This window comes from Morganella sp. HSTU-ASny43 (genome assembly GCF_022819185.1).
GTDB classification, from domain to species: domain Bacteria; phylum Pseudomonadota; class Gammaproteobacteria; order Enterobacterales; family Enterobacteriaceae; genus Morganella; species Morganella morganii.
This window is the reverse complement of sequence record NZ_WSPG01000003.1, coordinates 40,037-62,160: the sequence shown is the minus strand read 5'-3', so window position 1 is coordinate 62,160 and position 22,124 is coordinate 40,037. Positions and strand designations below refer to the sequence as shown.

Annotated in this window: 18 protein-coding genes; 5 read left to right on the top strand and 13 right to left on the bottom strand. The window is 52.7% G+C overall.

Features of this window, described 5'->3' with window-relative positions; translation table 11 throughout:
* Window positions 1–54 precede the first annotated feature (54 nt).
* The gene (gene dxs / locus GN208_RS02535) at window positions 55–1,923 is read left to right on the top strand and encodes a 1-deoxy-D-xylulose-5-phosphate synthase (protein ID WP_004236434.1); all 1,869 of its coding nucleotides are present in this window, start codon (window positions 55–57) and stop codon (window positions 1,921–1,923) included.
* 69 nt (window positions 1,924–1,992) lie between these two features.
* Here dxs and thiL read toward each other — a convergent pair whose 3' ends face one another.
* The 10 genes from thiL to queA form a co-directional block, all read right to left on the bottom strand.
* Window positions 1,993–2,982 (bottom strand): thiamine-phosphate kinase, encoded by a 990-nt coding sequence (gene thiL, locus GN208_RS02530; RefSeq protein WP_004240411.1) that lies wholly within the window; start codon window positions 2,980–2,982, stop codon window positions 1,993–1,995.
* Window positions 2,983–3,079: 97 nt separating this feature from the next.
* Window positions 3,080–3,493, bottom strand: a complete 414-nt coding sequence (nusB, locus tag GN208_RS02525; protein WP_004240412.1) for a transcription antitermination factor NusB — start codon at window positions 3,491–3,493, stop codon at window positions 3,080–3,082.
* Between the two features lie 26 nt (window positions 3,494–3,519).
* Window positions 3,520–3,990 (bottom strand): 6,7-dimethyl-8-ribityllumazine synthase, encoded by a 471-nt coding sequence (ribE, locus tag GN208_RS02520; protein ID WP_004236430.1) that lies wholly within the window; start codon window positions 3,988–3,990, stop codon window positions 3,520–3,522.
* A gap of 121 nt (window positions 3,991–4,111) precedes the next feature.
* Window positions 4,112–5,221 carry a bifunctional diaminohydroxyphosphoribosylaminopyrimidine deaminase/5-amino-6-(5-phosphoribosylamino)uracil reductase RibD gene (gene ribD, locus GN208_RS02515; protein ID WP_048884253.1) on the bottom strand — a complete coding sequence of 370 codons (1,110 nt, stop codon included), beginning with the start codon at window positions 5,219–5,221 and terminating at the stop codon, window positions 4,112–4,114.
* Between the two features lie 5 nt (window positions 5,222–5,226).
* Window positions 5,227–5,676: a transcriptional regulator NrdR gene (gene nrdR / locus GN208_RS02510; RefSeq protein WP_004236428.1), complete on the bottom strand. Its 450-nt coding sequence runs from the start codon at window positions 5,674–5,676 to the stop codon at window positions 5,227–5,229.
* A gap of 111 nt (window positions 5,677–5,787) precedes the next feature.
* Window positions 5,788–6,756, bottom strand: a complete 969-nt coding sequence (secF, locus tag GN208_RS02505; RefSeq protein ID WP_004240415.1) for a protein translocase subunit SecF — start codon at window positions 6,754–6,756, stop codon at window positions 5,788–5,790.
* Window positions 6,757–6,766: 10 nt separating this feature from the next.
* The gene (gene secD / locus GN208_RS02500; RefSeq protein ID WP_004240417.1) at window positions 6,767–8,614 is read right to left on the bottom strand and encodes a protein translocase subunit SecD; all 1,848 of its coding nucleotides are present in this window, start codon (window positions 8,612–8,614) and stop codon (window positions 6,767–6,769) included.
* Between the two features lie 35 nt (window positions 8,615–8,649).
* Window positions 8,650–8,985 (bottom strand): preprotein translocase subunit YajC, encoded by a 336-nt coding sequence (gene yajC, locus GN208_RS02495; protein ID WP_004236424.1) that lies wholly within the window; start codon window positions 8,983–8,985, stop codon window positions 8,650–8,652.
* Window positions 8,986–9,086: 101 nt separating this feature from the next.
* Window positions 9,087–10,211: a tRNA guanosine(34) transglycosylase Tgt gene (gene tgt, locus GN208_RS02490; protein ID WP_004240418.1), complete on the bottom strand. Its 1,125-nt coding sequence runs from the start codon at window positions 10,209–10,211 to the stop codon at window positions 9,087–9,089.
* A 98-nt stretch (window positions 10,212–10,309) separates the two neighbouring features.
* A complete protein-coding gene (gene queA / locus GN208_RS02485; RefSeq protein WP_004236420.1) occupies window positions 10,310–11,386 on the bottom strand; it encodes a tRNA preQ1(34) S-adenosylmethionine ribosyltransferase-isomerase QueA in 1,077 nt (358 codons plus the stop codon).
* A gap of 110 nt (window positions 11,387–11,496) precedes the next feature.
* Here queA and GN208_RS02480 point away from each other — a divergent pair, with 110 nt between their 5' ends.
* Together GN208_RS02480 and GN208_RS02475 are read left to right on the top strand one after the other, a co-directional pair.
* Window positions 11,497–12,084 carry an ACP phosphodiesterase gene (locus GN208_RS02480; protein ID WP_004236418.1) on the top strand — a complete coding sequence of 196 codons (588 nt, stop codon included), beginning with the start codon at window positions 11,497–11,499 and terminating at the stop codon, window positions 12,082–12,084.
* Window positions 12,085–12,288: 204 nt separating this feature from the next.
* Window positions 12,289–12,891 (top strand): peroxiredoxin C, encoded by a 603-nt coding sequence (locus GN208_RS02475; protein ID WP_004240420.1) that lies wholly within the window; start codon window positions 12,289–12,291, stop codon window positions 12,889–12,891.
* Between the two features lie 112 nt (window positions 12,892–13,003).
* Here the strand turns inward: GN208_RS02475 and brnQ are convergent, their stop codons facing one another.
* From brnQ to phoB, 3 genes are all read right to left on the bottom strand, one after another.
* Window positions 13,004–14,335, bottom strand: a complete 1,332-nt coding sequence (brnQ, locus tag GN208_RS02470; RefSeq protein WP_015422964.1) for a branched-chain amino acid transport system II carrier protein — start codon at window positions 14,333–14,335, stop codon at window positions 13,004–13,006.
* Between the two features lie 394 nt (window positions 14,336–14,729).
* Window positions 14,730–16,025, bottom strand: a complete 1,296-nt coding sequence (phoR, locus tag GN208_RS02465; RefSeq protein ID WP_004240423.1) for a phosphate regulon sensor histidine kinase PhoR — start codon at window positions 16,023–16,025, stop codon at window positions 14,730–14,732.
* A gap of 30 nt (window positions 16,026–16,055) precedes the next feature.
* A complete protein-coding gene (gene phoB / locus GN208_RS02460; protein ID WP_004236414.1) occupies window positions 16,056–16,745 on the bottom strand; it encodes a phosphate regulon transcriptional regulator PhoB in 690 nt (229 codons plus the stop codon).
* Between the two features lie 277 nt (window positions 16,746–17,022).
* On the opposite strand from phoB, the gene sbcD reads away from it, so the two are divergent.
* Together sbcD and GN208_RS02450 are read left to right on the top strand one after the other, a co-directional pair.
* Window positions 17,023–18,315, top strand: coding sequence for an exonuclease subunit SbcD (gene sbcD / locus GN208_RS02455; RefSeq protein WP_004236412.1), 1,293 nt, complete (start codon window positions 17,023–17,025; stop codon window positions 18,313–18,315).
* Window positions 18,312–21,998, top strand: a complete 3,687-nt coding sequence (locus tag GN208_RS02450; RefSeq protein WP_004236411.1) for an SbcC/MukB-like Walker B domain-containing protein — start codon at window positions 18,312–18,314, stop codon at window positions 21,996–21,998. The genes sbcD and GN208_RS02450 overlap by 4 nt, the downstream gene beginning before the upstream one ends.
* Window positions 21,999–22,124: the final 126 nt, after the last annotated feature.

The following is a 22,124-nucleotide window of genomic DNA, read 5'->3' as shown; positions in this document are numbered from 1 at the left end:
GTCCGGCACGTTCCGGTATTTTCAGAAACTTTAATAAGAATTAGTGAGCATTACATGAGTATTGATATCGCTAAATATCCGACTTTGGCACTCGTTGAGACGCCTGATGATTTGCGTCTGTTACCGAAAGAGAGTTTACCGAAACTCTGCGATGAACTGCGGCAATATCTGTTAAACAGCGTCAGCCGTTCCAGCGGGCATTTTGCCTCCGGTCTCGGCACGATTGAACTGACCGTGGCACTCCATTATGTCTATCAGACTCCGTTTGATAACCTGATCTGGGATGTCGGCCACCAGGCCTATCCGCACAAGATCCTGACCGGGCGCCGTGACCGCATTGACACCATCCGCCATAAAAACGGGCTGCATGCTTTCCCGTGGCGTGAAGAGAGTGAATATGATGTTCTGAGTGTTGGTCACTCCTCCACCTCCATCAGTGCCGGTGTCGGGATGGCGGTTGCCGCTGCCCGTGAGGGACGCAACCGCAAAACCGTCTGTGTGATCGGCGACGGCGCGATCACCGCCGGTATGGCCTTTGAGGCAATGAACCACGGCGGGGATATCAAATCCGACATGCTGGTGATCCTCAACGACAACGAGATGTCCATCTCCGAAAACGTCGGTGCCCTCAACAACCACCTGGCGCAGCTGCTTTCCGGCAAGCTCTACACCACACTGCGTGAAGGCGGAAAGAAAGTGTTCTCCGGCCTGCCTCCTATCAAGGATCTGCTGAAGAAAACCGAAGAACACATCAAAGGCATGGTGGTGCCGAGCACCTTCTTTGAAGAGCTGGGCTTCAATTACATCGGGCCGGTAGACGGACACGATGTACTGGCACTGATCCAGACCCTGAAAAATATGCGTGACCTGAAAGGTCCTCAGTTCCTGCATATTATGACGAAAAAAGGGCGCGGTTATGAACCGGCTGAAAAAGATCCGATCAGCTGGCACGCCGTACCGCAGTTTGATCCGTCAACCGGCACACTGCCGAAAAGTAAATCGTCCAAACCGACCTTCTCAAAAATCTTCGGTGACTGGCTGTGTGAAGAAGCAGAGCACGACCCGAAACTGATGGCGATCACCCCTGCCATGCGCGAAGGTTCCGGTATGGTACGCTTCTCCAAATCCTTCCCGGATCAGTATTTTGATGTCGCGATTGCTGAACAGCACTCCGTCACCTTTGCCGCCGGACTGGCTATCGGTGGTTACAAGCCGGTTGTTGCGATTTACTCCAGCTTCCTGCAGCGCGCCTACGATCAGGTGATCCACGATGTCGCGATCCAGAAACTGCCGGTCCTGTTTGCTATCGACCGCGCCGGGATTGTCGGCAACGACGGTCCGACACACCAGGGCGCGTTTGATCTCTCCTTCCTGCGCATCCTGCCGAACATGGTGATCATGACCCCGAGTGATGAAAACGAGTGCCGCCAGATGCTGCACACCGGTTATCACTACGGCAAAGGCCCGGTTGCGGTGCGTTATCCGCGCGGCGGCGGCTGTGGTGCCACACTCCAGCCACTGACTCAGATTGAGATCGGTAAAGGTGTTGTGCGCCGTGAAGGGGAGAAAACCGCAATTCTGGTCTTCGGTACCCTGCTGGAAGAAGTCCTGAAAGCGGCAGAAAACCTGAATGCCACCGTGGTGGATATGCGTTTTGTCAAACCGCTGGATGAAGCCCTGATCCTGGAGATGGCAGCGAGCCATGACACACTGGTGACTGTCGAGGAAAACGCCGTTATGGGCGGTGCTGGCAGCGGTGTGAATGAATTCCTGATGGCGCAGCGCAAGCCGGTGCCCGTGCTCAATATCGGCCTGCCGGACAGCTATGTGCCGCAGGGCGACCAGGAAGAGATCCGCAGCGATATGGGCCTGGATGCAGAGCATATTCAGAAGTCCATCGAAGCGTACCTGGCAAAAGCCTGATTATCCTTCCGGACACAAAAAACCCTGCTGATGCAGGGTTTTTTATGTCATCAATAATGTCTTTGCCGCTTACTCCGCAGCCGCTTTCACCGCAAAGTGGTCAAACCCGCTCAGGGCCGGTTTTACTTCCTCACCTTTACTGAAATAGCGGATGCCGTCACTCTCCGGTTTCATCTGCCCGATACAGCAGAAAGGTGCGCCGGTGTGTGCCAGTGCCATTTCCAGTGCGCCACGATTGATTTCCGGAACGGTAAAGCACAGTTCATAATCCTCACCGCCCGCCAGTGCACGGGCGAGAGCCTGCTCCGGTGATGAACAGGCTTTCAGTGCCTCAGACATCGGTAAGTTATCCAGTTCAATCCTGGCACCGCAGCGGCTGGCTTTCAGGATATGGCCGAGATCGGAAATCAGCCCGTCAGAGATATCTATCGCAGAGGATGCGAGATCGCGCAGCGCCTGTCCCTGCAGGATACGCGGCTGCGGACGCAGATGGCGTTTCAGCAGATATTCTTTGTGTGCCGGGTCTTCGGGCTGCAGCTCACCCAGTAAAATCGCCAGTCCGGCGGCACTGTCACCCAGTGTGCCGGTGACATAGATCCAGTCGCCGTTACGGGCACCGGCGCGTTTCATCGCCCGCCCGGCCGGGACCAGACCATGAACCGTCAATGTCAGGCTCATCGGGCCGCGTGTGGTATCGCCGCCGATTAACTGCATACCGTAATAATTCAGTTGCTCAAAGAAGCTGTCGCTGAACTCACCCAGCCACGCTTCATCAATGGACGGCAGTGTCAGCGCCAGGGAAACCCAGGCCGGATCCGCACCGATAGCGGCCAGATCACTTAAATTCACAGCAAGGGATTTCCACGCCAAATCACGGGCAGAAACGGAAGGCAGAAAATGAATACCGGACACCAGGGTATCCGTGCTGACAGCAACCTGCTGTTTTTCCGCTACGGTCATCAGAGCGCAATCATCCCCGATACCCAGTTCAACGTCCCGGCGGTAATAGTGCTGCCGGTCAAAAAAACGCCGGATGAGATCAAATTCACCACAAGCCATAATCAGAAATTCCGCAATCAGATAAAGACAAAAGGCCGGTTAAACCGGCCTCTTTTATATCATGTCATTTATGTCCTTGCATAAAAGTATCAGATGATTACTTTCTGCGGGCATTTGGCGCGGCTTTATCAAGCACGCCATTGACAAATTTGTGGCTCTCTTCCGCGCCGAACACTTTTGCCAGTTCAATCGCTTCGTTGATAACCACTTTGTAAGGGACATCCTCACGGTAGCTTAATTCATACATCGCCAGACGCAGAACCGCTTTTTCCACCTGACCTAACTCCTCCAGCTGGCGGGAGAGGTACGGAGCCATCAGTGCATCAAGGCGCACCGCATTCGTTGCCGCACCGAAGAACAGCTCACGAAAATAGGCGACATCAACGTCTTTGACATCCTGCTCTGACAGAAATTCTGATTCAACATCCGCAATATTATTGCCGGATAACTGCCACGAATAAAGCGCCTGAACGGCACATTCACGAGCACGACGACGAGCTGCAGGTTTCACACATATCCCCTTACTAAAATCCGGATTCAGCCTTTGATGGCTTTAATTACATTAATCATTTCCAGCGCGGTCATCGCGGCTTCCGCCCCTTTGTTACCGGCTTTGGTTCCCGCACGTTCAATGGCCTGTTCAATATTTTCGGTGGTCAGCACCCCGAAAGTAACCGGAATCGAGCTGTTCATCGCAACGGCAGATAACCCGGAGCTGCATTCACCGGACACATATTCAAAATGTGCGGTGCCGCCGCGGATAACAGTACCCAGTGCAATAATAGCGTCATATTTTCCGGTATCAGCCAGTGTTTTCACTGCCAGAGGCAGTTCATAAGCACCCGGCACCCAGACCGTTGTAATGTTCTCAGAGGAGACCTGGCCAATACGCTCAAGCGCATCAACCGCACCGTCTAACAGGCTGTCGTTGATGAAGTTGTTAAAGCGGGCAATTGCGATGGCGATACGCGCACCCGGCGCACTGACAACACCTTTAATGACGTTCATAGCCTTTCCTTCTTACGAGTTTCATACTGCGGGGCGCGGATTTTATCACATTCTTTCCGTCACCGCGCCTGTGTTTTTCAAACTCCGGAATAAAAATTAAATTCCGGCGTAAATTCAGAGGTTAATAAACCGGGGTCAGCCGCAGGCGGAGATCCGGCCCGACCATCGTGCAGTCGTCGATCCGCAACTGCGGCGCATCACGCAGATGCGCAAGCGGCGGCAGTGTAAAGAGATCCTGCGCATCACTGCCCAGAATCTTCGGTGCCAGATAAAGCACGATTTCATCCGCCAGTCCGGCTTTCAGCAGTGCGCCCGCCATATGTGAGCCGCACTCTGTCCAGATATGATTAATATTGCGTTTGCCGAGCTGCATCATCAGCAGAACCAAATCAACACCACAGCCGTTCTCCGGCAGGATCATTTCCTCAACGTCACCCTGCCAGTTATCCGGCTGAGAAGCGATCCGCGCCAGCCAGCAACTGCCCGGCAATTGTGTGACACGGTGCTGAGCGGTCACCCGCTGACGGCTGTCTGTGATAATCCGCACCGGCTGACGGATATCCGTCTCCGGATAGCTCTGCTGCAACGATGCCGGGAAATCCGCATGGCGGACAGTCAGGCCCGGATCATCTGCCAGAACCGTGGCACTGGTGGATAAAATCGCCCCGGCCTGTGCCCGGAACTGCTGCACATCCTGCCGCGCGGCTTTTGAGGTGATCCACTGACTTTCACCATTGGCTAATGCGGTTTTTCCGTCGATCGAGGCCGCCATTTTCAACTGAATATACGGGAAACCGGTGCGCATCCGTTTAAAGAAGCCTTTATTCAGCGCTTCGGCTTCCTGCATCAGTACGCCGTGGCTGACCTCAATACCGGCTTCGCGCAGTTTAAACAGTCCGCGTCCGGCCACCTGCGGATTCGGATCCTGCATGGCGGCCACCACCCGGCTGACGCCGGCATTTATCAGCGCTTCGGCACACGGCGGTGTACGGCCGTGGTGACTGCACGGCTCCAGTGTGACATACGCGGTGGCGCCACGGGCTTTATCACCGGCCATGCGCAGCGCATGCACTTCCGCATGCGGTTCACCGGCACGCTGATGGTAACCTTCACCAACGATTTCGCCGTCACGGACAATCACACAGCCGACATTCGGGTTCGGCGCTGTGGTAAAACGACCCAGCGCCGCCAGTTCAAGGGCGCGGGCCATATAAAATTCATCAGAATGCATCATGTTCAGTCCTGCAGGCGGGCAATTTCCTCGCCGAATTCACGGATATCCTCAAAACTGCGGTAAACCGACGCAAAGCGGATATACGCGACTTTATCCAGCTTTTTCAGCTCGCTCATCACCAGTTCGCCGACAAACTTAGCAGAGACTTCCCGTTCGCCGGTAGCCCGTAACTGCGATTTGATGTGACTGAGGGAGGTTTCGATATCGTCAGAGCTGACGGGGCGTTTTTCCAGCGCCTTCTGCATACCGCGGCGCAGTTTTTCTTCGTCAAACGGTTCTCGGCTGTCATCACTTTTGACCACACGCGGCATCACCAGCTCGGCGACCTCAAACGTGGTAAAACGTTCGTGGCATTCCAGGCACTGACGGCGGCGGCGGACCTGAGAACCATCACCCACCAGGCGTGAGTCGATGACTTTGGTATCAACGGCGGAGCAAAACGGGCAATGCATAAATTATCCTGCGGGTCAATGAACTGTTGCGGTAGTTTACCCTGTTTATACATAAAAAACACCCTGCATGCATGCACATGCAGGGTGTTTTATGTTTTTTCGCGGCAGAAATTACGGCAGGATAGATTCCTGGTCCGCGCCTTCTTTTTCCACTTTCTGCACAATCAGGTGCTCACGCTTCATACCCAGTTTCAGGGCCAGCGCAGACGCCACGTAGATTGAGGAAATCGTACCGATAGACACACCAATCAGCATGACCAGCGAGAAGCCTTTCAGCATTGCACCACCGAAGATATAGAGCATCAGAACCACTAACAGGGTGGTTGCCGATGTCATAATGGTACGGCTTAACGTCTGAGTCAGGGAAACGTTCATGATCTCATACGAGGTACCACGGCGGATTTTGCGGAAGTTCTCACGGATACGGTCAGATACCACGATGCTGTCGTTCAGTGAGTAACCGATAACCGACATCAGGGATGCCACAATGGTCAGGTCAATCTCAATATGGAACAGCGACAGTACGCCGAGGGTGATGATAACGTCGTGCGCCAGCGCGATAACCGCACCTAACGCCAGACGCCATTCAAACCGCATCGCCACATAGATCAGGATACAGATTAATGCCGCGATCAGCGCCATTGCGCCGGTCTGAGCCAGTTCCGCACCCACACTCGGGCCGACGAACTCGATACGTTTGACCACCGCACTCTCATCAATGTTTTTATTGATCACATTGATAACGGTTTTACCCAGTTCCTGACCCGCAGTACCTTCTGCCGGCGGCAGACGTACCATGATGTCACGGCTGCTGCCGAAGTTCTGGATCAGCGGATCTTTAAACCCGGCCTGCGCAACGGTATCACGGATTTTATCCAGATCTGCCGGCTGGCTGAAGTTAACTTCAATGACGGTACCGCCGGTGAAGTCCAGACCCCAGTTAAACCCTTTCACGCCGATGATTGCCACAGAGGCAATCAGCAGCAGTGCCGAGATGGTAAATGCCACGTTGTCCCAGCGCATAAAGTCATAGACTCTGCGGCCGTGGTTTAATTGTTCAACAGTATAATCCTGTGCCACAACGTGCTCCTTAAATAGACAGCTTATTAATACGTTTACCGCCATACAGCAGGTTCACGATGGCACGTGTACCGATAATCGCTGTAAACATGGAGGTTGCCACACCAATGGCTGTCGTAATCGCAAACCCTTTAATCGAACCGGTACCGACCGCGTAAAGAATGACAGCAGTAATCAGTGTGGTTAAGTTTGCGTCGATAATACTTGAGAAGGCGCCTTTGTACCCTTCATGGATTGCCTGCTGGACAGAACGCCCGTTGCGCAGTTCCTCTTTGATACGTTCGTTTATCAGAACGTTCGCATCAACCGCAACCGCAAGGGTCAGCACGATCCCCGCAATCCCCGGCATGGTCAGCGTAGCGCCCGGTAACAGCGACATCACCCCGACAATCAGGATAAGGTTCGCCAGTAACGCGCTGCTCGCGATCAGACCGAATTTACGGTAGTAGATCACCATGAACAGAATTGAGGCCATCAGCCCCCACAGACATGCTTCCAGGCCCTGCTCGATATTCTGCAGACCCAGAGTCGGCCCGATGGTCCGCTCTTCCACAATCTGGATTGGTGCAATCAGGGCACCGGCACGCAGCAGCAGTGATAACTGACGTGCTTCATTGGCATTATCAATCCCGGTGATACGGAAGTTTGATCCTAAACGGGACTGAATATTGGCAATGTTGATAACTTCTTCGTTTTTCTCAAGGATTGAGCGGCCTGCGGCATCTTTACGCCCGCTGTCTTTATATTCGACAAACAGGGTCGCCATCGGCTTATACAGGTTATCCTTGGTAAAATCGGACATGGTGTTACCACCGGCGCTGTCGAGCGAGATGCTGACCTGCGGCTGACCGTACTCATCACTCTGTGAAGTGGAGTCAGTAATGTGGTCACCGGTCAGAATCACACGCTTGTACAGGGCGACTTTGCGTCCGTCACGGGTGTATTTCACTTCAGTGTCACCCGGGATACGGCCTGCTTCGATAGCGGCAGGGTCAACAGCACCGTTGACCAGACGGAATTCCAGGGTGGCAGTTGCCCCGAGGATTTCTTTCGCCCGTGCGGTGTCCTGAATACCCGGTAATTCCACCACGATGCGGTCCGCACCCTGACGCTGTACCAGCGGCTCGGCAACACCGAGCTGGTTAACACGGTTACGCAGGATAGTGATGTTCTGCATGACAGCATAGCTGCGCGCTTCACTTAAGCGCTGGTCGCTCATTACGGCGGTCAGCGTGTTATCTGTACCGTCTTTGAAGACTAAATCGCGCAGGCGTTTAGATAACAGCGAGCTGGCTTCGGAACGTGATGCATCATCACGGAAGCGGACTTCCACGCCGTAATCCGCTGATTTGCGGACAGACGCAAACGGAATGCTGTTTTCACGCAGCAGCGAGCGGATACCGTCGAGGTTCTGCTCCTGCAGTTTACCCAGCGCGGTTTCCATATCCACTTCCATCAGGAAGTGAACACCACCACGCAGGTCGAGACCCAGTTTCATCGGCTCGCCACCCACGGCGGTCAGCCATTTCGGTGTCGCCGGGGCAAGGTTCAGGGCAACAACATATTGCTCACCTAAGCCTTTCACCAGCTCTTCACGGGCACGTAACTGGATATCAGGATTTGAGAAACGGGCAAGTATCACACCGTTTTCCAGTGCGACCGACTTACTCGCGATCTGATCTTTTTCTAAAATGGTCCGGACCTGATCCAGGGTCTGTTCATTGGCGGCGGTTCCCCGCGCGCCAGTGATTTGAACAGCCGGATCCTCTCCATACAGGTTTGGAAGCGCATAAAGCAAACCGATGAGGATCGCAGCGATCAGCATCAGATACTTCCACAAAGGATAACGGTTTAACACGGCAGTCCCTTCGGGAAAATCATACTACAGGAAGATTACAGCGCCTTCAGTGTACCTTTCGGTAAAACTGCTGCGACGAAATCACGTTTGATGGTTACTTCAGTTGTTTCGTTCAGTTCCAGAACGATGTAGCCGGTGTCAGACACTTTAGCCACACGACCGATCAGACCACCGGTAGTTAACACTTCATCACCTTTGGTGATGGAGTCCATTAATTGCTTGTGTGATTTAGCACGTTTCTGTTGCGGGCGCAGGATCATGAAGTAGAAAATCAGCACGAAAACGACCAGCATAACAATCAGAGACATCGGGCTGCCCTGAGAAGCGGCTGCACCGGTTGATGCTACTGCGTCAGAAATGAAAAAACTCATCAAACTATCCTCTTGTTATTCACATAATTATCAGGCAGATAAACCTGCCGGTGGTGTATCGCCTATGTTATACACCACCGGGTGATCCCGTTTCGGGGAAATCACTCACTTAACGGCGGAACGGGTTTCCCGATCCGCTGATAAAATTCAGCGGCAAATGCTTCCAGACGGCCTTCTTCAATTGCCTGCCGGATACCCGCCATCAGACGCTGATAGTAGCGCAGATTATGAATGGTATTTAAGCGCGCGCCAAGGATTTCATTACAGCGATCCAAATGATGCAGGTAAGCACGCGTATAATTGCGGCAGGTATAGCAGTCACATTCCGCATCCAGCGGCGATGTATCTGATTTATACTTCGCATTACGGATTTTTACCACGCCGTCCGTCACAAACAGATGACCGTTACGGGCATTACGGGTCGGCATCACGCAGTCGAACATATCAATACCGCGGCGCACACCTTCCACCAGATCTTCCGGTTTACCCACGCCCATTAAATAGCGCGGTTTATCTTCCGGGATCTGCGGACAGACATGCTCGAGAATCCGGTGCATATCTTCTTTCGGCTCGCCGACAGCCAGACCGCCCACAGCGTACCCATCAAATCCGATTTCCACCAGTCCTTTCACAGACACATCGCGTAAATCTTCGTAAACACTGCCCTGGATGATACCGAACAGCGCATTCGGGTTACCCAGCTCATCGAAACGGTCACGGCTGCGTTTAGCCCAGCGCAGAGACATTTCCATGGATTTCTTCGCGTAGTCCCAGTCCGCCGGATACGGTGTGCACTCGTCAAAAATCATCACGATATCAGACCCGAGATCGTACTGAATTTCCATCGATTTTTCAGGACTTAAGAAGATTTTTTCACCGTTGATCGGGTTACGGAAATGGACACCTTCTTCTTTGATTTTGCGCATTGCGCCCAGGCTGAACACCTGGAAACCGCCGGAGTCAGTCAGAATCGGGCCTTTCCACTGCATAAAGTCATGCAGATCGCCGTGCAGTTTCATAATTTCCTGACCGGGACGCAGCCACAGATGGAACGTGTTGCCTAATAAGATTTGCGCACCGGTCTCTTTCACTTCTTCCGGTGTCATCCCTTTCACTGTGCCATAAGTCCCCACCGGCATAAATGCAGGGGTTTCAACAACGCCACGATCAAAAATTAAGCGACCACGGCGCGCACGGCCGTCTGTCGTCTGCAGTTCATATTTCACAAAACCTCCGGCATCAGAAAAACAGTCTGATGATGTTTAATTAGCGGCAGTCAGTCAGCAGTCGCTGAAATCTGCCGGATCAATAATTCTGTAGTATATCAGTCGTCGTGACCAACTTTTTCAAATTTCGCCTGCGGGTTGCGGGTAATAAACATCGCATCCCCGTAGCTGAAGAAACGGTAACGTTCACGCACCGCCGCTTCATACGCCTGCATGGTGTGCTGATAACCGGCAAAGGCGGAAACCAGCATAATCAGCGTGGATTCCGGCAGATGGAAATTGGTGATCAGCGCATCCACCACCTGATACTCATATCCCGGATAAATAAAGATTTGGGTATCATCAAAGAATGGCGCTATCAGTGCATCCTGTGCCGCTTTCGCCGCACTTTCCAGGGAGCGCACGGATGTTGTGCCGACCGCAATCACTTTATTACCCCGCGCTTTACACGCCAGCACGGCATCAACCACATTCTGCGGCACTTCCGCATATTCGGAGTGCATGATGTGATCTTCGATGTTATCCACACGCACCGGCTGGAAAGTCCCCGCCCCGACATGCAGGGTGACAAAGGCCATTTCCACGCCTTTTTCGCGCAGTGCCGCCAGCAGCGGCTCATCAAAGTGCAGCCCGGCAGTCGGTGCGGCCACCGCGCCGGGGCGGTCATTATACACGGTCTGGTATAACTCGCGATCCGACTCTTCATCAGGGCGGTCAATATAAGGCGGCAGCGGCATATGACCAATCTGATTCAGAATGGTCAGCACATCGCGCTCATCATCAAAACGGATTTCAAACAGCGCATCGTGACGCGCCACCATGGTGGCTTTCACGCTCTCATCTTCGCCCAGCAGCAGCTCCGCACCCTCTTTCGGTGCTTTCGATGCGCGGACATGCGCCAGTACACGGTGCTCATCCAGCATCCGCTCCACCAGCACTTCAATCTTTCCGCCGGAGGCTTTGCGGCCGAACATTCTGGCGGGGATCACGCGGGTATCATTAAATACCAGCAGATCACCGGGATTGAGTTTATTCAGCACTTCGGTGAAGATACCGTGGTTCAGTTCACCACTGATACCATCAAGCGATAACAGACGACACTTGCTCCGCTCCGCCTGCGGGTAGCGGGCAATCAGTTCGTCCGGCAGTTCAAAAGTAAAATCGGCAACACGCATGAGATTCTCGGCTTCATCTCAAAAAGAAAAACAGGCGCAATAGTCTAGTGCCCCGGTAAGCAGGGCGCAAGAAATAACCCGCCGACGGCGGAATAAAAGGCTGCGGTATTATGAATTTTCTCGCACATCTCCACCTTGCCTCACTGGCAAACAGCAGTTTTCTCGGCAATCTGATGGCCGATTTTGTCCGCGGCACACCGGAAGAACAGTACAGCGCACCGGTCGCGGCGGGGATCCGGCTGCACCGGCGTATTGATACCCTGACCGATTCACACCCGCTGGTGCGGGAAGCCCGTCAGCTGTTCCGCCCGGAATACCGCCGCTACGCGCCGATCACGCTGGATGTGGTCTGGGATCATTTTCTTTCCCTGCACTGGTCTCAGTTTGAACCGAAAACGTCGCTGACCGATTTCACACAACACGTCCGCACAGTGATTGAACCGCAACTGGCGTTCACGCCGGTGAAATTTCAGGAGCTGAATGAGTTTATGTGGCCGCAGCGCTGGTTAATCCGTTATCAGGAGATCCCCTATATCGGACAGGTGTTGGCGGGGATGGCAAAACGACGTCCGAAACTTGCCGCGCTCAGGGAGACAAATCAGGATTTTACCGATAATTATCAGTCTCTTGAAAAGATATTCTTCCGCTTCTATCCGCAGATGATGGACAGTGTGACAAAGCCGTTTACAGGTCAGTAACGGTTTTTACGTTCATTCACACAATTAGCACTTGAACTTTACTCAAATAACTCTATCTTATTCGGGTAGCAGATAGAATAATGAACTATTGATAGGTAAAACCTATTATATTAATCGGTATTATGATCTTTAATACCATCCCCGGATTCTTTATTCTGTCTGTTGTTTATTGCCATACTCTATATAATCTTACAGGAGTAAATTATGGTTCTGGTAACCCGTCAAGCCCCCGATTTTACAGCTGCAGCCGTTATGGGTAACGGTGAAATTGTTGATAACTTCAATCTGAAAAAACACCTGAACGGCCGTCCGGCTGTTATCTTCTTCTGGCCGATGGACTTCACTTTCGTCTGCCCTTCTGAGCTGATCGCATTCGATCACCGCTATGAAGAATTCAAAAAACGCGGTGTGGAAGTGATTGGTGTGTCTATGGACTCTGAGTTTGTTCATAACGCATGGCGTAACACTGCTATCGACGATGGCGGTATCGGTCCGGTTCAGTATCCGATGATTGCGGATATCAAACATGACATCATGCGGGCTTACGGTGTTGAGTTTCCGGAAGCCGGTGTTGCTCTGCGCGGTTCTTTCCTGGTGGACAAAAACGGTGTTGTCCGTCATCAGGTCGTCAACGACCTGCCGCTGGGCCGTAACGTAGACGAAATGCTGCGTATGGTTGACGCACTGCAATTCCACGAAGAGCACGGCGATGTATGCCCTGCACAGTGGGAAAAAGGTCAGGAAGGTATGAATGCATCTCCGAAAGGCGTTGCTGACTTCCTGAAAAAGAACTCCGGCAAACTGTAAGTTCCGGCAGTTAAGAGATACAAAAACCAGCCTGCGGGCTGGTTTTTTTGTGCCTGAATAACGGGCAAAAAAATACCCCGCACATGACAGGGTATTTTTATAATCCGGACTATCAGGCGTGTTTGTGATTCACTTCCGGCTCAGCGCCCATCAGGCGATCAACCACAATGGAAACCACCAGCACCGCCAGTGACGGCGCAAGCCACGCCAGGTCATATTTAAAGAACGGCAGCGACTCAATCCATGACGGCATATAAGGGCCGAACATTTTAGTGGCTTTCAGAGCACCCATCGTCCCGAGGATCAGGCTGACCAGCATTGCCGGCGCAACCACCCGTCCCGGTTTTTTCCAGAAACGCAGTGTGAAACTCAGCAGGATCAGCACAATACACGGCGGATAAATGGATACCAGCACCGGAATGGAGAATGCAATCAACTTGCTCAGCCCCAGGTTGGAGATCACCATGGAGAACGCACCGAGGATCCACACCAGAGTACGGTAAGAAATCGGCAGATAACGGCTGAAGAATTCCGCACAGGCGCAGGTCAGGCCGATCGCCGTTACCATACAGGCCACAAAAATCAGTACCGCCAGGAAGAAGCTGCCGTAGTTACCGAAAGTATACTGGACATACTCATGCAGAATTTCCGCACCATCGGCAGGGTTCGGGATAATCGACCCGCTGTTTTCCCCTAATTTGAACAGTGCCAGATAGACCAGAGTCAGCAGCACACCGGCAATCAGCCCGGCCCACATGGTATAGCGGGTCAGCAGTGAGGAGTTTTCCACTCCGCGCGAACGGGCGGCATTAACAATGACAATCCCGAAGACCATTGCGCCGAGGGTATCCATGGTCAGATAACCATTAATAAACCCGTTGGAGAACGCCATTTCTTTATACTCCGGCGTTGCCATAATGGCATCACCGGCCGGCCACATGACCGCAGCCACCCCGAGGATAGCCAGAGCCAGCATTTTAACCGGTGCCAGCACATGGCCGACGCTGTCCAGCAATTTACCCGGATACAGAGAAATACCGATCACACAGGCAAAATAGATTACGCTGTAAATCAGCAGGGAAATATCAGATTCTCCGCCTACCAGCGGCGCAATCCCGATTTTATAAGAAACGGTGGCTGTACGCGGCGTGGCAAACAACGGCCCGACGGACAGATAGGCCACAACAGCCAGCAGCAGCCCGGCGTATTTACCGACTGGTGTACTGAGTGCCTCAATACCGCCACCGACTTTTGCAAGTGCGATCACTGTCAGAACCGGTAAACCAACGCCGGTGATCAGGAACCCGGCTGCCGCCGTCCAGACCATTTCGCCGGCCTGAAGGCCGACCATTGGCGGAAATATAATATTTCCCGCCCCGACAAACAGCGCGAAGGTCATAAAACCTAAGGCTAAAATATCTCGTGAAGTTAAACGATGCGCCATATTATTTTTGTCTGTTACTGTTAATTTAATGTGAAATATTCAATAAAAATATCGGAAATAAAAATCCAACTCCCTGATCTGTCACCGGCGCTATCTCCTGCTGTTTTAACATTCTATTAGCACTACGTTATTCATATTAAGTTAATAACTATAGTGATTATATTTAAAAAACAGTGATATTTGCCAATAACTCACTACAAGTAAAACTTTTATAGCGCAGAAAGGCAATAGTCAAAGCAAAAACCAGAACTATATACCGAAGTCTATTTCCAAAGCAGCGATTGCTGTTATGTAAGCTTCAATAAACACTATATGATTTGTTTATATTTTAATCAGACATTTTAAATCTGCTGAAATTAGCAGCGATTAAATAAAGAAAGCGGCAAAAGCCGCTTTAATGAGAGGACTTAGCGATAAGCCGCGCAGGAATGGTAAAACTGAACTCCGTTCCCTGCCCGGGTTTGCTGGTAATATCCAGATGGGTGTGGTGATGCTGTAAAGCGTGTTTCACTATCGCCAGCCCCAGACCGGAGCCGCCGGTCTGCCGCGAACGGGATTTATCCACGCGGTAAAAACGTTCAGTCAGGCGGGACAGATGTTCCGCCGGAATGCCCGGACCGTTATCTTTCACACTGAACACCGCGTTACCGTTACGCAGCGCCCAGCTGACCTCAATCCGTGTATTTTCCGGAGTATGATTTACCGCGTTATACACCAGGTTCGACATGGCGCTGCGCAGCTCTTCCTCATCCCCGAAAATCTTCAGTTTGTCATCCACCGCAAAGCGGATGTCATGGTTACCCCGGCTGAGCGTCACGGCTTCCTGCTGAAGCATTATCAGCATCCCCGGCACATCCACAACCTGATCCAGCCCGCTTTTGACAGCCACTTCAATTTTTGAGAGCTGCAAAAGCTGTTTAACCATGCCGTCCATACGGCGGGTCTGCTCCTGCATGGTCAGAATCGCTTTTTTATTCATCGGATTATCAAAATCCTGATCCGCGAGCATCTCCAGATAGCCCTGCAAAACCGTCAGCGGCGTGCGCAGTTCGTGACTGACATTGGCAAAGAAATCACGCCGCGAGTTTTCAAGACGGCGTTTTTCCGTCACATCGCGGGCAACCATCAGCAACTGCCCTTCTGAATACGGCATGATGCGCAATTCCATCATGCTGCCGTTATTCAGTTCCAGCGTCAGCGGCAGGGTATAGTCACCTGCAGTCAGATAACGGCTGAAATCCGGGTAACGCAGAAGGTTAAAGATGTGCTGCCCGTTATCATCCGGCCAGCGGAAACCGAGAAGGTGCTGGGCATGTTTGTTACACCAGAAAATATTGCCGTCTTCTGTCATCATCACCACCGCATCCGGCAGGGATTCTGCCCCGCTGCGAAAGCGTTTGATCAGGGTGGCGAGTTCACGGCGGCGCTTGCGGTTACGCTGCTGAAGCTGGTAGATACCGTAAAAAATCGGCTCCCAGCTGCTGCGGCCGGGCGGTGGCAGCATACTGCGATCCAGCCACAGCCAGTCAGACAATTTCAGTAAGTTATAGCTGTGCCAGACGGCAGCGGCAAACAGGGCACCGGCAAGAAACCAGCCGGTATAGCCGAAAAAAAGTGACAAAAAGAGTGCCGGCAGGCAGAAAACCAGTAATTCCAGTACAATTTTTTTCCACGAAAGACGCTCAAGCACGCGCGATCCTCTTGCGGTTTAACATTATTATCAGTAACGGACAGAGAAGCGGTAACCCGTTCCCCGGACTGTCTGTATCATTTTATCGTGTCCGTCCGCTTCCAGCGCCTTGCGCAGGCGGCGGATATGCACATCCACCGTGCGGTCCTCAACATAGACATTTTCCCCCCAGACATAGTTCAGTAGCTGTTCACGGCTGTAAACCCGCTCCGGATGAGTCATAAAGAAGTGCAGCAGTTTGAATTCGGTCGGCCCCATTTCCAGCGGGTTCTCATTACTGGTTACGCGGTGGGATGCCGGGTCGAGTGTCAGGCCGTTCATGGCGATAAGGTCATCCGCCGCCATCGGGGAGATGCGCCGCAGAATCGCTTTAACACGGGCCACTAACTCTTTCGGTGAGAAGGGTTTGGTCAGATAGTCATCCGCGCCGGTTTCCAGACCTTTGACACGGTCTTCCTCTTCACCGCGCGCCGTCAGCATCATCACCGGGATTTCCCGCAACTGACTGTCCCGTTTCATATGTTTGATAACCTGAATACCGGAACCGCCCGGGATCATCCAGTCCAGCAGGACAAGATCAGGGAAAGGCTCCACCAGCCGGGCAATGGCCGCATCATAATCATCCGCCTCGATAGGCTGATAGCCATTCTGCTCCAGTACAAAACAGACCATTTCACGGATAGGTGCTTCATCTTCAACGACTAAAATTCGTCTTGCCATGGCGTTCCCTGTTTACCGTTAATTTCATTTCATCAGACAGTGCCGCGATTATGCGTCACTTTTGTGACAGATTTATGAATATCAGCCGATACCTCAGCCTGCACCGCAAAGATAATGTCATTAAACTGACATACTACACACAAAATGCGTGTCAGATCGTAAAACACTGGATATTCATCCAATATTTATTTTTACCGCCTGATTTCCGTTATACTCTGTTTTCAGTAAACCGCCTAACGCAATGCGCATTCAGTTCGCCCGGCAGGAATAACCATATATGAAAATCATTCACACATCAGACTGGCATCTCGGACAATATTTTTACACTAAAAACCGGTTACAGGAACATCTGCAGTTTTCAGACTGGCTGATAAACCTGATAAAAGAACAGCGGGCGGATGCCCTGATTGTCGCCGGAGATGTGTTTGATACCGCCTCCCCGCCGAGTTACGCCCGTGAGCTGTATAACCGTTTTGTTGCACAACTGCAACAGACCGGCTGTCATCTGATTGTGCTTGCCGGTAACCATGATGCCGTTGCCACGCTGAATGAATCCCGTGAACTGATGGCCTGCCTGAATGCGGATGTGATTGCCCGGCCGGATCCGGCGCGGGATCTGATCGTACTTTATAATAAGCAGAACCAACCCGGTGCGATTGTCTGTGCTGTGCCGTTTCTGCGGCCGCGCGATATTCTGGAAAGTCAGGCCGGACAATCCGAAGCAGAGAAACAACTGGCACTGCTGACCGCGATACAGTCACATTATCAGTCCCTTTATGACAGAGCGGTGGCAAAACGGACTGAGTTGGATACAGATGTCCCAATCATTATGACCGGCCACCTGACAACAGTGGGTGCCAAAACATCGGAATCTGTCCGTGATATTTATATCGGCACACTGGATGCCTTTCCCGCCGGTGCTTTCCCGCCGGCGGATTACATTGCCCTCGGGCATATTCACCGCGCACAGTCCATCGGTGACAGCGGCACCATCCGTTACAGCGGTTCCCCCGTCCCGCTCAGTTTTGATGAATCCGGACAGGAAAAAAGTGTCTTCCTGCTCACCCTGGATAGCAACAGCATTACGGCGATTGATGCGGTACCGGTTCCCTGTTTTCAGCCGATGGTCTGCCTGAAAGGCGATCTGGATACCATCAGTCAGGCGTTTGAACAGTTTCCGCCCCGTGATGAACACACACAGCCGGTCTGGCTGGACATCGAAGTTGCCGGGCGGGATTACCTGCCGGACATTCAGAAACGCATTCAGGCACTGACAGAGCCGCTGGCCGCAGAAGTGATCCTGCTACGGCGCGAGCGCAGACAGATAACCGCAGACAACAGCGAAGCTCTGCGCGAAACCCTGAATGAGCTGACTCCGGATGATGTTTTTGCCCGGCGTCTGGCACTCAGTGATACCGAAGAAGAGGATATTCCGCGTCTCACCACCCTTTTCCGCCACGTTTGTGAGCAGGTTCGTGACCAGGCAGAGAGTGACAGCAGTGAAATCAGTACCGGTATCAGCGGAAAAAACAATACCCGCACAGACAGCCGGAAAGGAAAAAGTGAATGAAGATCCTGACATTACGGTTTAAAAATATCAATTCACTGCAGGGCGAATGGAAGATTGATTTTACGGCAGAACCCTTTGCCGGAAACGGGTTGTTTGCCATCACCGGCCCGACCGGCGCCGGGAAAACGACTTTACTCGATGCTATCTGTCTCGCGCTCTACCATGAAACCCCGCGCGTAAAAACATCCGCATCCCAGAATGATGTGATGACCCGCCATACTGCGGAATGTCTGGCCGAAGTGGAATTTTCCGTCAAAGGAAAAGCATACCGCGCGTTCTGGAGCCAGCGGCGCGCCAGAGATAAAGCCGACGGTAATCTTCAGCCGCCGAAGGCCGAACTGGCTGAGTGCGCCACCGGAAAAATCCTCTCTGACAAACTGACGCAGGTCAGGGAGAGCATTATTGAGATCACCGGGCTGGATTTTGCCCGTTTTACCCGTTCCGTTCTGTTATCACAGGGAAATTTCGCCGCTTTTCTGAATGCTGATGATAATGAACGGGCAGATTTGCTGGAAGAACTGACCGGTACGGAAATTTACCGTCTGATTTCCCGTCAGGTTTATGAAGACTACAAAGCCGCGCAACAGGCGTTGTCTCTGCTGGAAGCGCAGACTGGTGCTATCCGGCTGATGACAGATGATGAACGGCTTACGTGTCAGGCTGAACTGACCACACTGCAGACGGATGAGCAGGCTCAGCTTATCCGCCAGACACAGTTACAGGCCGCACTGCAATGGTGGCAGCACCGCGACACACTGAATACAGAAACAGAACAGCGGCAACAGCAGCATGCCGCTGTTATGCAGCAGATACAGGATGCCCGGCCGCAGCTTGACCGGCTTGCCCGCGCCAAACCGGCGGAAAAACTGCGTCCGGCCAGGGAGGCGGTGCAGAACAGTGCCGTCTTAAGTGCACAGCTGACCACCCGTATGCAGGAACTGGCACAAACAACAGAGAGCACCACCCGCTCGCTGCAGCCACTGAGCAGTCAGTGTGAGGAACAACAACAGTTACTCACCGGGCTGAAACAGCAACATCAGCAACTGGAAACACTGGCAGAGAACGAAATCAGGCCGCTGGATAACCGGCTGCAGTTGCTGAACAGTCAGTCTGATGCACTGAAACAACACTATCAGACACAGTTACAGGAACAGCAGGCACTGCAAAACCAATCGGTACAGCTTCAGCAACAGCTGGCGCAAACCCGTGACAGTTATGCACGCAGCACACAGTTCAGACAGGAAAATGTGCAGAAAGCAGAGCTTCCGTCGGCAATTGTTCAGTGGCGGCATGAGCTGCACACCCGGCAGGAATATCGTGTTCAGATTTCTGCACTGACAGAACAGCAGCAGGTGGGGGAAGTTCAGCAACAGTCACTGACCGCAGCACACACAGAAATGACAAATAAACTGGCTGTCCGCAATCAGTCTGTTCTGCCGCTGAAAACAGAGCTGACGGCCTTACAAACCACATTGCAGCAGGCCCGGCAGACTGAACCGGACCAGCAGTTAACCACGCAACTGCAACAGACCGGTGAAAAACGCGGATTACTGCAAAAACTGGCATCACTGGCACCGGAAATCGCCCTGCTGACCCGTAACCGGGAAAACCTTCTGCAACAACAGCATGCCTCTCAGGAAGAGATTAAAACGCTGACAGAATGGATTGCACAACAAGAACCGGTTCTGGCCGACCAGCAGACACATCTGCATGACCTGACAGCCCGTTACCGGCTGGAGCAAACCATTGTCCGGCTGGAGGCAGAACGTCAGCGTTTACAGGCCGGAGAACCCTGTCCGTTGTGCGGCAGTACCGATCACCCGGCTGTCGCTGACTATCAGCAGGTAGTACCGGATGAAACCGCACAGCGCCTGGAAGCACTGACACACACTGCCAGAGAGGCCGAGAAAACACTGGCAGCGAAGCAATCTCAGCTAGCGTTTACCCGCACACAACACGAAAAACTGAGCAGTACACTGCAGGAAACCGGAGAGATCCTCGCGGCCCATACCGCACAGTGGCAGAAAATCTGTCTTGAGGGCGAATTTGACTCCCTGACAGATTCCCCGGCATCGCTGAATGACATCACTCAGCATTATGACGGGCTGTATCAGCAGCAACAGCAGGCTCAGGAAGCCCGCCATGCCCTGGAAACTCAGGTATTAACACTGCAAAACCGGTTACAGGCGGAAGAGGCTGAATGTGAACGGCTGTCACAGGCATTACAGCGCAATACTCAGGAACAGCAGTTTCTGTCACAGCAGCAGACGGAACGGGCCGCCCGTCTGACGCAGCTTTATCAGCAGCAACAGACGCTGGAAACCTCACTGACACAAACAGTGACCGCCTTTGGTTACACCATTCCCTCACCGGCAGAAACCGCTGAGTGGCTGGCGCAGCGTCAGCAGGAAAGTGATCAGTTCGCCGCAAATGAACAGCAGATACAGCAAAGTGCACAGCAACTCGCGGAACTGACCGCACAGCAGCAAAATCTGGAGGCTCAGCAGGCAAAACTGACCACACAACTGGCAGAACAGTCCACCGCACTGGCTGCACTGCAACAACAGCACAACGCCGTCACGGAACAACGGCAGGCACTGTTCGGTGATAAAAATATCAGCACGGAATTACAGAAACTGCTTTATCAGCAGCAGGAAACGGAAAACCGCCTGAAAACCCTGATACAGCAGCGCGACAGCCTGCAACAAAACCTCGCAGGGCTCCGGGGGGAAGAAAAGCGGCTGCAACAGCAGATTCTGGATGCACAGGAGCAGCACCACCACAATCAGCAGGTTTTTCAGCAGCAACTGGCAGAAAGCCCGTTTGCCGGTGAGGCTGATTTCCTCGCCGCCCTGCTCAGTGAAGAGGAACACCAACAGTTACAGGCGCTGGAAACAGCGCTTAACCAGGCACAACTGAAAGCCGCCACCAGTCTCGGGGATGCCAGAACCGCGCTGGAGCAGCACCTGTCCGCCCAACCGGAGCCGTTCCGCGAACAGTCCCGGCAACAGCTGACAGAATCACATACCGCCGCCACACAGCAACTGCGGGAACTGAGCAGCCGTCAGGGGGAATTGCGCGGGCGGCTGACGGCGGATGACAATCTGCGGGTACAGCAGCGCGATTTACTGGATAAAATCACCCGGCATCAGCAGGACGTCACCGACCGCAGCCGCCTCAACATGCTGATAGGCTCTGCCGATGGTGCCAAATTCAGCCGCTTTGCTCAGGGACTGACGCTGGATTATCTGATCCACCTGGCGAACCGGCGGCTGGAGAAACTGCATGGCCGCTATGTGTTGCAGCGCAAAACGGCAGACAGCCTGGAGCTGCAAATCACCGATACCTGGCAGGCAGACACTCAGCGTGATACCAAAACCCTCTCCGGCGGGGAAACGTTCCTGGTCAGTCTGGCGCTCGCACTGGCCTTATCTGATCTTGTCAGTCATAAGACACAGATTGAATCCCTGTTCCTCGATGAAGGCTTCGGCACGCTGGATCAGGAAACTCTCGATATCGCGCTGGATGCGCTCGATAACCTGAATGCCACCGGGAAAACCATCGGCGTTATCAGCCATATTGAAGCTATGAAAGAACGTATTGCAGTGCAGATCTCTGTCAGAAAAATGAACGGACTCGGGATCAGTAAATTATCGCCGGAATATCGTGTTACAACGGCGTGATATTTTCACGCTGTCAGCACACAATGATTAATTCAATGATATTTATTGGAAATTTTTCTGTCGGCCGAATTTTTTGAAACATAAGGTTAAATATTTTCGGTATGTTTTTTGATTCATTGCTTATAT